13 protein-coding genes and 1 pseudogene are annotated in these 15,498 nt (G+C 33.8%); all 14 read right to left on the bottom strand.

The features are described 5' to 3' along the window. Positions 1-38: 38 nt before the first annotated feature. Entirely contained in the window at positions 39-2,774 is a 2,736-nt protein-coding gene (locus MKX37_RS08250; RefSeq protein ID WP_078421947.1) for a sensor domain-containing protein, read from the bottom strand. A gap of 547 nt (positions 2,775-3,321) precedes the next feature. After that, positions 3,322-4,554, bottom strand: coding sequence for an N-acetylmuramoyl-L-alanine amidase (locus MKX37_RS08245; RefSeq protein WP_002168735.1), 1,233 nt, complete (start codon positions 4,552-4,554; stop codon positions 3,322-3,324). Between the two features lie 447 nt (positions 4,555-5,001). Continuing rightward, a pseudogene (locus tag MKX37_RS27415) lies at positions 5,002-5,118 on the bottom strand (Ger(x)C family spore germination protein); the annotation flags it as partial. 176 nt (positions 5,119-5,294) lie between these two features. Further along, positions 5,295-6,242, bottom strand: a complete 948-nt coding sequence (locus tag MKX37_RS08240) for a DNA-binding domain-containing protein (RefSeq protein WP_050000162.1) — start codon at positions 6,240-6,242, stop codon at positions 5,295-5,297. 491 nt (positions 6,243-6,733) lie between these two features. Further along, the gene (locus tag MKX37_RS08235) at positions 6,734-7,642 is read right to left on the bottom strand and encodes a chemotaxis protein (RefSeq protein ID WP_002126599.1); all 909 of its coding nucleotides are present in this window, start codon (positions 7,640-7,642) and stop codon (positions 6,734-6,736) included. 141 nt (positions 7,643-7,783) lie between these two features. Then, on the bottom strand, positions 7,784-8,269 hold the full coding sequence (locus MKX37_RS08230) for a hypothetical protein (protein ID WP_002012030.1): 486 nt from the start codon (positions 8,267-8,269) through the stop codon (positions 7,784-7,786). 389 nt (positions 8,270-8,658) lie between these two features. After that, positions 8,659-8,994, bottom strand: a complete 336-nt coding sequence (locus tag MKX37_RS08225) for a DUF3964 family protein (RefSeq protein WP_078421948.1) — start codon at positions 8,992-8,994, stop codon at positions 8,659-8,661. A gap of 49 nt (positions 8,995-9,043) precedes the next feature. Beyond that, entirely contained in the window at positions 9,044-10,267 is a 1,224-nt protein-coding gene (locus MKX37_RS08220; protein WP_002126594.1) for a flagellar hook protein FlgE, read from the bottom strand. A 16-nt stretch (positions 10,268-10,283) separates the two neighbouring features. Beyond that, on the bottom strand, positions 10,284-10,862 hold the full coding sequence (locus MKX37_RS08215; RefSeq protein ID WP_002012033.1) for a flagellar hook assembly protein FlgD: 579 nt from the start codon (positions 10,860-10,862) through the stop codon (positions 10,284-10,286). 3 nt (positions 10,863-10,865) lie between these two features. Further along, positions 10,866-11,975 (bottom strand): flagellar hook-length control protein FliK, encoded by a 1,110-nt coding sequence (locus MKX37_RS08210; protein WP_002126592.1) that lies wholly within the window; start codon positions 11,973-11,975, stop codon positions 10,866-10,868. A gap of 10 nt (positions 11,976-11,985) precedes the next feature. Beyond that, positions 11,986-12,396 carry a hypothetical protein gene (locus MKX37_RS08205; RefSeq protein ID WP_002012036.1) on the bottom strand — a complete coding sequence of 137 codons (411 nt, stop codon included), beginning with the start codon at positions 12,394-12,396 and terminating at the stop codon, positions 11,986-11,988. A 115-nt stretch (positions 12,397-12,511) separates the two neighbouring features. Further along, on the bottom strand, positions 12,512-13,816 hold the full coding sequence (gene fliI, locus MKX37_RS08200; RefSeq protein ID WP_078421949.1) for a flagellar protein export ATPase FliI: 1,305 nt from the start codon (positions 13,814-13,816) through the stop codon (positions 12,512-12,514). Further along, the gene (locus tag MKX37_RS08195) at positions 13,813-14,499 is read right to left on the bottom strand and encodes a FliH/SctL family protein (RefSeq protein ID WP_033706611.1); all 687 of its coding nucleotides are present in this window, start codon (positions 14,497-14,499) and stop codon (positions 13,813-13,815) included. The genes fliI and MKX37_RS08195 overlap by 4 nt, the downstream gene beginning before the upstream one ends. Continuing rightward, positions 14,486-15,490 (bottom strand): flagellar motor switch protein FliG, encoded by a 1,005-nt coding sequence (fliG, locus tag MKX37_RS08190; RefSeq protein ID WP_002030936.1) that lies wholly within the window; start codon positions 15,488-15,490, stop codon positions 14,486-14,488. Before fliG ends, MKX37_RS08195 begins: the two co-directional genes overlap by 14 nt. Between the last annotated feature and the right edge of the window lie 8 nt (positions 15,491-15,498).

The following is a 15,498-nucleotide window of genomic DNA, read 5'->3' as shown; positions in this document are numbered from 1 at the left end:
ATAATTTCAACAAAAAACAAATCTAGATTGTGGTTTTCTTAGAAAAGGTGACGCGACATTGTGCTTAAAAACTTGATGAATTCATCTTCACTTACAGGTTTACTGTAGTAATAGCCCTGAATTAGATAACATGCATTACGTTGTAACACTGTTAATTGTTCCTTCGTTTCTACCCCTTCTGCGATCACTTTCATGTTTAAAGTATGCGCTAGTGAAATAATGGTATGAATAATTTCATTTCCATCAGTAGAATTTCCGATCCTATTAACAAATTCTCTTGGAATTTTCAAGGTATCAATTGGATACAAAGGGAGATATGCTAATGAAGAATACCCTGTACCAAAATCGTCAATTGATAAATGTACACCATATGATTTTAATGCTTTTAACCTCGATAAGGTTTCTTTTTCATCTACCATTGCTATTCTCTCTGTTAATTCTAAATCAATCGAACTAGCAGGTACCCCTACTTCTTCTATGGTAGATATGATTGCTTGAACAAAATCTTTCTGTTCAAACTCTATAGCAGATAAATTTATCCCCATTTTTAGATTTACATAGCCTGCAGAATGCCACTTTTTCAGTTGTCGACACGCTTCCTGTAACGTCCATTTCCCAATTGGAATAATTTGCGACGTTTCTTCCGCGATAGGTATAAATTCAAAAGGAGCAATAAGTCCCAGTTCTGGATGTTGCCAACGAATTAAAGCCTCTGCACCAATAACCATACCAGTCTTACTGTCAACTTGTGGTTGATATAATAAAAACAACTCATTATTTTCTAATGCCTTCGGTAAATCCTGTTCTAATCGTAATCGTCTTGTTATTTTTTTTGATAATGTCTCGTCATACATGCAAACAGCATTATTACCTTTTTCCTTTGCACTATACATAGCAATATCAGCATGTTGTAAAAGTGTAGTAGTATTTATTCCTCCAAACGGATACACTGCTATTCCTATACTAAGAGATAAGTAAAAGCTATGCTGATTTACTACAAATGCTTCTTCAGTTATACGAAATAGAGTTTCACACAAATCCAATAGCTGTTGCTCTGTATGGTTATGGACTATGATTGCAAACTCATCTCCCCCTATTCTCGCTAGAGGAATAGCCGGTGACAGACATGTCCTAAAACGTTTAGCAACTTCTTTTAAAACACTGTCACCAATTGAATGTCCCAGTGTATCGTTAATGGTCTTAAAACGATTTAAATCTATATACAAGAGTCCAAATTCACCCTGCGTTTTTCGTGCACGCTCAATGGATTTTTCTAATTCTTTTTGGAAGAATATTCGATTTCCAATCTCCGTCACTGTATCATGGAATGCTAGATAGTTTATCTCATCTTGTTGTTTCTTCATTCTCGTAATGTCTTTTACCATTACATAACTCCCAAAAGTTTGTCCTTCTATCATAATAGGAACAATGGTGACGTACCAAAAATGAATGTCCTTCTCATTATTATTTTTCACACGTAATTGTAACGAAGCCGAACTGCATCGTTTCCCTTCCTGTAGAGCTGCTTCCAATTCAGATCTATCTTCGTCTAAAAAAATCGAGAAGCACTCTTTACCTATTAATTCATCACTGTTTTTTCCTAATAACATACTTCCAGCCTGGTTTATATTTAACACAGTACCATTTGAATTAATCGTTAAAATAGGATCTGGGTGATACTCATATAATGACTTAAATCTCTCTTGATTTTTGACCAAGTCATTGGATTTGTTTATTAAATCTTCTGTTCTTTGAGATACTTTTTGTTCTAATTGATTATTAAACACTTTTAACATTTCGGTTAAATCTCTGTTTTGCATTCGTACGATAGTATGACGAATCAGCACAAATACAAATGCAATACAATTCCCAGTAATAAGTGTAGCCGAGGCAGTTTGCTCTTTTAAAGTAAAGCCAATTAATACCGCAACTGCAAGATAAGGAAATATAACAAGAAGTTTCTTCCCAAATGTGGGATCGATAATGAAATAATTCCTTCTAGAAGATGCATTCTTTGAGATCGAAGCAGCAATAGCGATAAATAATAGGAAAACTCTATACAAACACCTTAATAATATAAGTGAACGATCTGACAAATCATCTTGTAAGTAAAAATACAAGTAGTCCGTAATAGCCAATCCAGTTAATACGAGGATAAAAATAAATAATTTACTTTTCGCATTAAAAATAGCTGGTCGAAAGATTAGACTAACTCCTAATAAAAGAAGTAATAAATCTATAATCGGAAAAATAAATGAGAGAAAAACATCTCCAATTGATAAGAATAAGATATTTGCAGAAGGTTTATTAAACAGGTACCACTCTAATGTAAAAATAGCAGTAACAACAATACATAAATCACAAATTAAATACGCTTTTTCCCACTTGTTACATTCCATAATGATTTTATAAAAGAATGCAAAGAGAAAGAAGAATAAGAAAAACAACAAAAACACATCAGAGATATTAAAATTTTGTATTGGTAATTCTACATTAAGTACTTGAAAAGCGGATATAAAATTCCCGATCAAGAAACACCCTATTGCAATAGTAATGCAAACCCAGAATACTCCTAACTTAATTTTTCCGGATAATATAGAATAAAGTAATGAGATAAATACAGTAGTTTCAACAACTAAGGATGATAGTCGGATATTAAAATCTGATACAAAATAATGATTCGGAAAAACAAATAAAAATATAAAACAAAAGCTTATATAGAATATTAGAGCTATTGTTAATAAGATAAATTGCAAATGTGAATGTTTAAGCAATATATTCACCTTCTTAAGTCTTTCATCATTTTTAAAAAATTTGTTTCTAATTATTATTCATATTATGACCATTTCAAAAGATTTCTTTCAAAATAAAGCAGCCTTACATTACACCTGCAAATATTTAACAATTCCATAACAGGAATTACAAAAAAATATGAACAGCTATGTCCTTAACACTATCAATTATTGTTATACGAACTATTTATGTAACAAGTTTATTTAATAGCTAATTAGTTCAAAGAATGTTTTCTTTGAACTAATTGTATACTGCCCATCTGAATCATATAACTTAACTATTTTTAAATTAAAATTTCACGTAAAAATAATGAATGTAGGTGTATGCCCCTATCTATTTATCTTTTTTTCTTCATAACTTCTATAGTATTCATTAAGTACGCTAACTTAAACACCGACTTATTTATAATCCTTAATAAGTCGGTGCTAGTATACACTATAAAACTAAAACACATTTCAAATAACAAAACTATACTTTAGCAATTTATAAATTTCATATTCCTAGAATTACTAAACTTTCTTTTACCTATTACAATCTATATTCAGATACATTATTTCCTTTCCATTCATAATAATCTAAAACCCCTTCATAAATGGCTTCTGCTGCAATCTGTCTGCCGTTTGCCGTAGATAGTTTACTGTAATCGATACCATTATCTATAAAAGCCAGTTCCGTTAACACAGCTGGCATGTCGTTTTCTCTTATAACATGAAGATCTCCGTGTTTAACGCCTCTATCACGTGTTTGAAGAGCCTCTACTAAACGTGTTTGAATTTTTTCCGCTAACACACGACTTTCTTCCACATGAGGATTTGTTTTTTCGGATTCAGAAGATTTATAGTAGTATGTTTCTGTCCCTTTTGCATTACCATTAAAAGCATTTGCATGAATGCTTATAAAGATATCCCCCTCATTTTGCTTAGCAAATTTAACACGTTCCTGTAAAGAGCTTTTTTGGTCATGTCCAGGTCTAGTATCAGATTCACGAGTTAGTAAAACTGTAAATGGTGTATGTTTTTCGAGCAATTGTTGTAGGCGTAAGGAAGTGTCTAATACGATTTTACTTTCAGGCAATCCTTTTGTGGACTTTCCGGGATCTGCACCACCATGTCCAGGATCAATAATGATTGTTTTACTTTCTAAAGGGTTTTTCGGACTGTATTGAAGGGTATCTGTTTTGGCAGTAAGTTGTGCGGCTTCTGCACGTGTTATGAATTTATTTGGTTGCCAACCATTATCAGTACCAACAGAAATCTTTAAATCAATTAAAATATTGGCAAATTTTTCACCCCAATGTCCTTTTAAATCATCAAATTTACTTTGCCCATTACTATTTGTTCTATCTTGTAGCTTATATGCATTTACTAACATTGTTGCCATTGCAGCACGAGTAACTTTTCCAGAAGGATTAAATATTCCATTTCCTTCACCTTTAATTATTCCTGCTTTTTCAGCAGCAGCAATATACGGCGTTCCCCAGTGGTTTTGTGAATCTGTAAAAGATGGTTTTGCATTTAAGTCAATATGTATACCAAGGGCCTTTGTCATAATTGTTGCCGCAGAAGCCCTATCTAATGTATCACTTGAACCAAAAGTTCCATCTGGATAACCACTCAATACTTTTTTATCAACTAAATAATTAACGGATTTGTCAGCCCATGCAGGAACATCTGAGAATTTATGAGTATTTGCAAATGCACTAGATGAGTAGGATAGTAGACTTCCAGCAAGAATTCCTGTAGCAATTAATTTTTTCTTCAAAATTTAGCACCTCTAAAAAATTATTACAAGTTGGTAAATATATCATTTATAGTTAATCTTTAAATAATACGACCTAGAATAAAGAATAGATTAAATCCGTATTATCCCTATATTAAAGATATCAAATACAAATCGAACTATTATTCCGAAAAGAATCCTGAGACATACACTTATAGATAGAAACTATTAAATATATTCACCAACGTCGTGTAACCAGTATAGTTACTCATATGTACGAGTGTCAATTAAAAAACCTTACATTTTTGTAAGATAACCATGTTAATTATGTAGTAAGTAATTATTATATAATGTGAATAATTACTCGGTATAATAAAATAGTAATCTTATATTTTAAACAAATATTAATTATCTTGGTAGGCAAATAACTTATAACAGCCACCTTTTTGGCTATGTTTTGGAATCCTACTTTACTCTTCAATTCTCCGTATTAAAAGTTTGTTGATGAAATGTAATAACAACTGTACGATTATACAACCTATTCACCTCAATTAAATCAGTTAAATATTGAGGAAGAGTCGGTTTATCTTTAAAATCATTATGTATTAGGTCCTTTCACAGTGACAATACTACAAAGTAAGACCTAGCTCCTTCCTTTTGTACAAATTTTTGATTTACTAAAATTAATTGTAACTTTTCCTCTGTCCGAAACGATTCCATACAAAACAAAAGGGAAATACATATACACTATGTATCTCCCTTTTATTTTGTACCCAATTTTTTTATTGTGTTACGGTCATAACTTGTCCACTACGGTCAACCATAATTTTCATTTTTCCGTCTTGAGCGTTATATAACCCTAGCTTATGTAGATCTTGTTTGCATTCTTTTACGAAGTAAGGCAATGTACGAATTTGATCGATATCAGAGCTCGTAATAAAATGAATTAAATGATGCGTCATCTCTTTAATATCATGAACTAGTTCTTCCTTCTCTCGTTTTAATCTTTCATTTTCAGCTCGTAATGAATGTAATTCACCTTCAAGACCACGTGCATTCTTTTCATCTTTTGAACGCTCTGCTGCCATACTGGAAAGCTTATAGATTCCCTCCATGAACTGATGCAATTCGTGTTCTTTCTTGTCACTACATTGACTAATTGTTTCAAAGTTATCCACGATGCCAGATATAACTGTTACGAGGCTTTTTTCATCATCTTCATTTCGAACGTCTTCAATTACTTCCTGCTTACTTTCTTGTTTTTTCTCAGCAATTGTCTCTTTTACAGGTGCATATTTACGTTTTCGCCCCGGCTTTTGTTTTTCAATATTTTCAAACGGGATTTCTTGTTTTTTTAATTTATAATACGTATTTTGTAATTGACTTTCCGTTTTTCGAAAAAGATTCAATTCATTTTTACTAACATATTTTGAAATATTTGCGATGTTTAAGCCATGACGTTGACAAAATTGATACACTTCATACAATAATTCTAGTTCAGACTTCAACCAAGTAATCGCTGATTTTTCATATTCTCGCATACCGCCATTTTTTTCTATATCTATTTGAAATAATACCATTCTATTATATAAATCGATTAGCTCTTCATACCCGATTTGGAATTGTTTCTCTATTTTTTTAAATTCCGCCTCTAATTTCATATCGTTCGTTTTATTATTTGACATGTTTTGTAAAAGACTTAATACATTGATTGCTGTGTGGTGATACATAATATGTGTCACTCCCCCTCATCCTTTCACAATTCTCATCTGACTCCCATGTCTTTTAAGAAAATAGAAATTTCCACATATCCATATTATAACATTTCGAAATTATCTGTCAAATAATTAACATACAAAAAGGTATAAAAAGTATCGAAATAAAAAATGATTTTTAACAAATATTAAAAAATAAAAAATAGCTAAGCAAAATATTATATCAAAAAAATTCCACTTAATTATATTATATGGTATTTCTAATATATTTTCACCGAAAAAGCTTGCGTCACCACGAAATCTTATAGATGAAATAATTGAACATCATGTAAGAAAACCCTCACCTTTATAGTAAAGGTGAGGGTTTTACACAACGCTAACTAATTAACCGAAAGAATGACCATTATTACCACGGTGGCTACAGAAAAACAAAAATATCTCAGAAACACTCAACCTTTCTGTCTTTATACACATGGCTGGCTCCTCTCTTCCAACTAAAAGAAGCTTTATAGTACTAACTTATCAACTAGCCCGATTAACTCTTGAATATCAGGCTTACTCACTTGAGCATTCGCTCCAACTGCCTCACCTTTATGGAACAACTCATTTGTAATTAATGAAGAGAAAATAATGACTGGTAATTGATTCATTACTTCACTATCTTTAATTACTTTCGTTAAATGGTGTCCATCCATTTTCGGCATTTCAATATCTGTAATAAGCAGGTGAATATGTTCATACATTTTTTCACCTTGCTCTTTTGCTAATTTTTCAATTTGAGCTAATGCTTCTGCACCATTACTGAAGAAGTTCATTTTCGTATATCCAGCTGATGATAATGTTTCTTCTAGTATTTGACGAAGCATCGCTGAATCTTCTGCAATATAAATAACTTTTTCAGCTCGATCTGTTTTTTGCTCTAATCCTGCAAGTGATTTATTGTCATAACCAGTACCGCTAATTTCACATACAATTTTTTCATAATCTAATAGTAAAATGATTTTCCCATCTAGTTTTACAATACCAGATGTCGTTTCTTCTAGTCCCATAGATAATGAAGCTGGTTCATCAATTTGTTCCCATGAAATACGTTGAATACGATGCACTTCATCAACACGGAAAATAACTTTCATTTGGTTTAATTCTGAAATGATAAATTTCGTTTGATCAAGTGGTTTTATAGATTTTAAATTAAGAGCCGTTGCTAAGTTAATAACAGGTAAAATTTCACCACGTACTTGAACAACACCTTCAACTGCATGATGAGCTTCTGGCACAGTTGTAACAGGGAATGGATTAATAATTTCACGCACTTTCATTACATTAATACTAAATAAATTTTCACCAACAGTGTACGTTACGATTTCTAATTCGTTTGTTCCGCTTTCTAATAAAATACTTTGTGCTTGTGACATAAAGGTGTCGCTCCCCTTCCATTAATTCCGTATATTTAATTATTAAGCTTTATTAAAACCAAAAAGTCAACTACCTATATGAAAAATATAGATAGTTGAGTGATCCTCACAGTTTTAAAGTAGAAATACTACCGGTAAAACTTAATCTTGTATAAACGAAGCAAGTGCCTCTAGTAACACTTCTTGTGCTCCTACAATTTCTGTCGGCATCGCTTCCCATTTTTTCGAAAGTTCCGTTTCCACTCTTATTCTTAGCTCCGGATTCATTTCTTCTAGCACGTATTCTTTCGTTGCTATATCAACATCAAGTAGCGCAAGTGCATATAACTCCGGATCGTTTATTTTTTTAAATACTTGTTTCAATACCGCCGGTGCTATATGTTTTAACTTTTCAATGTGAATTTCCTTATCAGAAAATAGTAACTCATATTGAATATACGTAACATTTTCTTTAATAACTTTAAAATAGCAATTATTTTTTTTATCATTTACAAAATAACCGTTCGGATCTGCAATAATACTCTCTACTTGACGTATTAAATTAGGTAAACTACTCGCCGCCATTACAGTACGTTGCTCAATCTCACTTGGCGAAATGAATGTAACGCGATACTTATTCTGCGCCATCCTCCTCACCTCTCCTTTTATATAAACTTAGTCTAATTGTACAATATAGCACAACTATCTTAAATTAATCTAACTCTATTTCAAATCATTGCTCCTAGAATCAGAGAAATCCTCTCTCCAAAAAGTGAAGAGGCACCACCTAAACACTTGGATTACAGCCTCTCCAACTACCTTAGAACTACTCCATATCTCTACAACATGCGAGCCACTCATAAGCACTGTCGCTACTACAATCCGGTGAGCCTACCAATCTCATTCATGGCTCCCAGCCTCTTCAACTAACCTAGAACCACTCTATATCTCTGGTATTACAACATGCGAGACACTCCATATGCACTGACCGCTACTAAACATCGCTGGGCCCTCTCTCAAAACCTAAAAGAAAGCTTTTAAACCCCTTTCAACAACTCAATGTTATTGAACCAAAAAGCAAGCTGCTGATCCGTAATATCCGGCAACGTAACGAAAAACTCACGGCACTTCATCTCATCTTTAAACAGTTGATACTTCCAAACACCACTACTACCAATACTTACGAAGTAAAACTCGTGTATACGGCCAATGATTGCTTGTTTTTCACCAAACGAATATGGAGGCACTTGTTTGATTTCAAATTGATCTGGTAAATATACATGCTCTTCTCGTTCTATTTTTAACATTTGCTCAGCAAGCTCACGTTTATTTTCGAAAAAAGGCAATTGTAAAATTCGCTCTTGTCTTGTCATACGAATAAAAAACCCTTCCTACTACGTTACAATTTTTCTTTACGATTTATTATCGAATTAAGTTCACAACTTCATTTAATACTTCATCTGAAATTTTGATTACTTTCGCATTTCCTTGGAATCCGCGTTGGTATAACATTAAATCAACGAATTCTACAGATAAATCTACGTTTGCACCTTCTTGTGCACTACCGCGTACTTTCCCTGCACCATTTTGGCCAGATACGCCCATTGCTAAAATACCAGTTGTATTTGTCGCTGTGTAGTTACCATTACCATTTTTCATTAAGCCGCCTTCGTTCGGGAACATCGCAACAGCTAATTGACCCGCAGCTTTCATACTTCCATCAGAATATTTTACCATCACATATCCACCGTCAGCAATAAAGCAATCTTTAACAGTCGCTGCTGCTCTACCATCTACGTCTGTTACTGCTAATGTTTTCTCTGTCGGATGGTTTGTTAATTTACTAAAATCTAAATTTACTGTTCCGCCATTAAATGGAATAGACGCTCCAGGGTTTTGCTGATTTGGCTTTCCTACCGCATCGAATGTTACATCACCGCCTGCGCCTTGAACCTCTTTAAACTCTGTTTCTTTTTTCGAGTCGTTACGCATATGTACTGTATATTTATAATTATGTTCACTAGTTTGTGTAAATTCTACACGCATTGTCCATGTATTACCGGCATCATCGTATGCAGGCAATTCTTGCGTAATCTGTTTTGCATCGGCTGGAATATTCCCTCCAACGACTCCTTTTGACGTTCGAATACCACCGATTGCTGATCCCATTGGAATTTGCAACGGTCCTGGAATACCAGATAAATCAACTTCACCAGTTGCTGCATTTGCAGGATATGCAAATACATATTGCCCTTCTGTATTCGTAATATAGTAATCTGAAGATATTCCAAATGTACCTTTACGCGTAAATTCCGTGTTGCCGCCTTTTGAATCGCCAACCACGAAGAAACCATTACCTTCCATTGCTGCTTGTGTTTTACCACCAGTTAGCGTAATTGTACCATCGCTATAATCCGTAACTGTTCCGCTCATTTTCACACCGTTACCGATACTTTTCGGGTTCGTCCCTGCGTATTTATCGTCGCCTTTTGAACCAATTGAATTGTTATACAGTAAATCATCAAACATTGCTTTTTGTTTTTTATAACCAACTGTTTGTGCATTGGCAATATTATTTGAAGTTACACTTAATGCATTTTGTGTTGCATTCATCCCTGTAATACTTGTATATAACGCTTTAATCATAACGTATGTACACTCCTTATGAATTTGTAGTTTTTACTTCTTCAGTTACTTTTTGATCGTCTTTCTTTGCATCTTCTGGATTCGTTTCTCCAATCGGTTTATCAGACACCCTCTCAACAAAGCGAAGAGATACAATCTTATTATCAATAACGAGCTGTACATCATTATTTTCCGCAAGGCGAACTGTCTCTACTTGACCAGTTACTTTTTTACCGTCACCGTCGATCCCTCTTACGTATTTCCCTAAAAACTTCATTCCGCCATCAAGCGCTGTCGAATACATCGTCGTTCTTAAAGAATCAACTGCTTTTGTCATATTTTGCACTTGTTCCATAAGAGATAACTGCGCTGTCTGATTCATCATTTGATTCATATCCATCGCATTGAATGGATCTTGGTGCTGGAAACTTGATAAAAATAATTTTAGAAAATCATCTTTCCCCATTACACCAGGAGTCTTTTGCTCTCCTGCTGAAACTCCATTTGTTTGTTGAACTGGCGATTGTACACCGTTAACAGGTACATTACTTTTTTGTGCTCCTGCTTGTAACGGAATATGATTTGTACTCGTTGTATTTAATCCAACTGTTGGCACGCTTTATTCCTCCAATAATCCCGCAAATTCTTTTGACTGTTGTTTCTCATGTTTCGTATTTGCTAATTTTTGTTTTTGCCTTTGCTCTTGTTCTCGCTGTTCTTTACGTTGTTCATCTTTTTCTGAATAACTTATTTGAATATTAATTTCTTTTTCTTTTAATTTCAGCTTCAATTCGTCAAAAATTATTTCAACACGCTTTTTCGCATCGTGTTTTTCCATTTCTACATGGACTTCAATTTGATCTCCATGCTTTTTCATAAATACAGTTAATGAACCAAGTTTCTCTGGATTTAGCTGGAATAAAACACGTTCTTGTTTCACTACAAACTTTTGCAGAGCCTCTACTTGTGCTTCCATTTTCTTGCCTAAGTCAGGTAATGTAACCTTCTCAGCTCCACTATTTTGTTTTCCTATTTGGTCAGTACCCGTTGCTTTATTTAATAACTCAGCTCCGGCCGAACTTGAGTCATTTAACTGATCGACTTTTGGTAACTCTACCTTCACATCATCGCTCTCTGCTTTCGGGAGTTCTACTTCCTTAGACTCCTCTTGTTTCTTTGCAATATTACAAGTTTCTGATTCTACGACTTTTAATACTTGCAACGTCTGCTCTGGCATCGTCACCTTGTCTAGCGCCATTTGCATTGTATCTTCTAAACATATGGCATTTTTAATATTCATGTTAGAAAAAAGCTCTTGTAATTGCTGTAATTCAGCTGCGGGCAATTCGTTCAGTTTAATATTTCCGTATTCTTTATATAACGCCTGTATTTTTTGTATGTATTGATATAACAATTCTGGCTGCACACGCAATTGCTCAATTGCAACCATCTGCTCAGATACAGCTAACAATAACTGTTCTGTCTCTTTCTTTTCTTCTTTCTTTACAATCGGCTCTTCTTTCGTTACCGTTTTTTTTGCGAGAATATATTCTTTCTTCTCTTCTTCTGGTGCTTCTTCTCGTTTCGTTTTCTCCGTTTTCGGCTGTTTTTTATTTTCAATTCTCATTGTATTATCGAATGAAGAATTTTCATTTTTCGATTGTACTTCTAGCCCTTTTTCTTTTTGCGGAGGTAAACTTTGCTGCACCGGTAATACAAACTGTATCACTACATCCACCTCATCCGTTCATACACATTTTTAAATCAAGAAGCATTTTTTCTTCCAGCTTTTCTTTTACTTTCGCAAGCTTCTTACAATCTTCTTCATACATTTCATCAATGACACGTTCTTTTTCTTTTATTTGCTCTAAAAAGCTTTCATTTTTTTGAATAAAACCTTCTGTTTTTTTAATTTTTCGATTCCATTCTTCTATTCTTTCAGGTGAAAATGTATGTGATGAAAGCATACCAGCCATAATACGTTGTCCCGTTTGTACAACCTTATTGCGTGATTTCACAACATATAGATCATATTCTTTTTTTTGTTCTATTTTTCTTTTTTCAGCTGTTAGTTCGTACACTTCTTTCAAGATATGTTCTTTCTCTTGATTAATCTGCAATTTAATCGTGTCGTACTGCTGCTTATCCACCCGTTTTCATAGCCCCTTCCTATTATAACGTTACCTTTTTCTATTATATAGTTTTTTTACAAAAAAATCTGTGAAATATTAAAATCAAAAAAATAAGACCTCAAAGGGCGAGATCTTATACAATATGGTGCATCGCTTGGACAACATCTTCAAACTGAAAACTATCCGTTCGACCTTGTTTTAAAAACGTATTTATAGCTTCTACTTTATTTTTACATTCAAAAATATAAGCATTTTCTTCATTCTCTTGAATTGTTCCAAGTTTAAAATACAATTCATTCTCTTTATAAATAGATAGAATTTTTCTCATTTCATTTGCAAGTTGCCAATGATTCGGCGATACGATTTCTTCCATAATCCTACTTACCGAATCTAATACCGAAATGGCAGGGTAATGACTAAGAGTTGCGAGCTCACGTTTTAATACAATATGTCCATCTAAAATACCACGAGCTAAATCTGGTACAGGACCATTTAAATCATCACCATCAACTAACACTGTATAAATACCTGTTATTGACCCTTTTTGCGTTTTTCCTGATCGTTCTAATAACTTTTTCATATAACTTTCCATTAACAGTGTTTTACCACCGATCGGTAATTCCTTTACCGCAATATCAACACTTCGGCGTGCATCAGCAAAACGAGTAACAGAATCCATCATAAGTAATACGTTATTACCTTGGTCACGGAAATATTCAGCAATAGATGTTGCAAGCTTAGCCGCACGAAGTTGCATAAGGTGACTTTCATCTGACGTTGCTACAACAACGACACTTTTTTTCATACCTTCTTCGCCTAATTCTTTTCGAATAAAGTCTTTTACTTCTCGGCCACGTTCTCCTACTAAACTAATAACGTTAATATCAGCTTTTGCGTTTTTCGCAATCATTCCAAGCAAGGTAGATTTACCAACACCCGATCCTGCGAAAATACCAATCTTTTGACCAATCCCAATCGTTAACATGGAATCAATCGATTTAATTCCCGTTTCAAATACATCTGTAATTTCTTCACGCTCAAATGCATGAATCGGCGGTGCATCTAATTTTATTTTTTGTAGTGGAATGTTTTCAGTGTTCTCATTTAACACTTCACCATTCGCACTTAACACTTTCCCAAGTAAATGATTACCACGAGGTACAACAACATCTTCTTCAATTAATGCAACTGCATCTCCGTAACATACTTTTTCTGTCTGTCCAAATGGAAGTAGCATATTATTTTCTTTTTCAATCGCAATTACTTCACATAAGACACTATGTTCTCCAACGAGACAAACATCTCCAATCTTTGCTTTCGGACCTTTCGCTACAAAAAACTGCTCTTGTACACTATGAACTTTGCCAACTTTCGTATAAAACGGTGTTTCAATAAATGTATTCCATTTATTATGTTCATTCATTAGCTCGTTGTTCATACATTTTGCTCCTCAAACAACTTCTCTTCTTCCCACTTATGACGAAGCTTCGCAAATATAGGCGCAAATTTAAACTCAAAAAACTCTTTCTCTTCTTCCAGAACAAATTCGCCAAACTGTAAAGAAAAATCATACTTCCATTCTACTAATTGTAGTAGCCAATACTCTTTCGTATTTTCTTTCTCTTCTTGTATACGTTCAAATGTTTCTGGATGAACCGTTATAATTAATTTTTCAAATGAAGTAGGCAATGTTTGCACGATGCCTGTTAAAATCGGCAAAACGTCTAATAAGCGCGAATCTACCGCTTGATTCACTACTTTTTCTGCTAACTGAAAAGATTGATTCCATAATAACTCTGTCCATTCGTATGCTGTTTCTTGTTGTTCTTTTTGAAACTGTATACGCGCTGCTTCCATCTGTTCCATTTGTTCATGAATATGCATTTGAAACTGTTCTTTATCTTGCAACAACTGCTGACGCTCTCGTTCTAGCATTTGCTGCTGCTGCCTTAGCTGATTCATTTCAATATGTAATGCATCTTGCTGTGCAAGAAGTTCTGCATGATCCACTTGTATCTCTTCTTCAATGTGAACTGATACTGGTTTCGGAAATTGTAATTCATACGTTTCTTCAGAAAAAGAAACAGAATTCTTCGGAATTCTGTTTTTAAATAAGGACATCATCTTCACCTCTTTGAACGATAATTCTTCCTTCTTTTTCTAACTTTTTCACCGTACCTGTAATCGTTTGTTGTGCTTTTTCAGCATCCGTCATCTTAAGCGGTCCTAAGCCATCTAACTCTTCAAGAATCATCTCTCTACGGTTTGAAGACATACATGTAAATAGTTTCTCTTTAATTTCTTCTTTTGCAATTTTAAGTGCTTTCGCGATAACACCGTTATCTGTAATTTCCTCTAATACACGGCGAAGCGCAAGATCCTCAAGACCAAGTAAGTCTTCAAAGACAAACATATTTTCTTTAATTTTCTCAGATAACGCATAATCGACTTCATCCAGCTTTTGAAAGACTGTTTTTTCAACACCTCGTGAAACATTATTTAAAATGTTCACTATTGTTTTCAATCCATCTGTTTTATTAATAGCACTAAATGCCATATTATTTAATTTTGCTTTTAATAACTCACCAATTTGATTAATTAATTCACCATCTACTTGTTCAAGCTTTGCAATACCCATTACCGTCTCTACACGTTTATGATCTGGTAATCTCTCAATTAATTGAGAAGCAAGTTGCGGCTTAATATAAGAAGCAATAATCGCTATCGTTTGTGGCGATTCATCATTAAGCACTGTAAGAAGTGGCTCTAAATCTGTAAGTGAATTTAAGAATTCAAATGGATTATCTTTGTTATACCAAAGGTCTTCCAATAATTTTTCCAACTCGTCTTCTGGCATATTTTTAAATATACGACGAATGTATTCTTTATCTGGAGTTACTAAATTCAACTCTTTTACATTTAGTTCGTACAAAAACTCCCCTAGTACATTTTCTAACGTTTCTGGTTTATATACACGAAACTTCGCGATTTCGCGAAGTAACACTTCTTTTTCCTCAGCCGTCATATATTCAATGACTTTTGCTGCCACCTCTTCGTTTAATGTACGAATGAGGATGGCAGCTTTCTCTTTGGAGGAGATTTCATCTAACATTGTTTTTC

Origin of the sequence: Bacillus sp. FSL R5-0709 (genome assembly GCF_038004785.1) — a bacterium.
GTDB lineage: Bacteria > Bacillota > Bacilli > Bacillales > Bacillaceae_G > Bacillus_A > Bacillus_A mycoides.
This window is presented reverse-complemented; position numbering and strand designations above follow the sequence as displayed.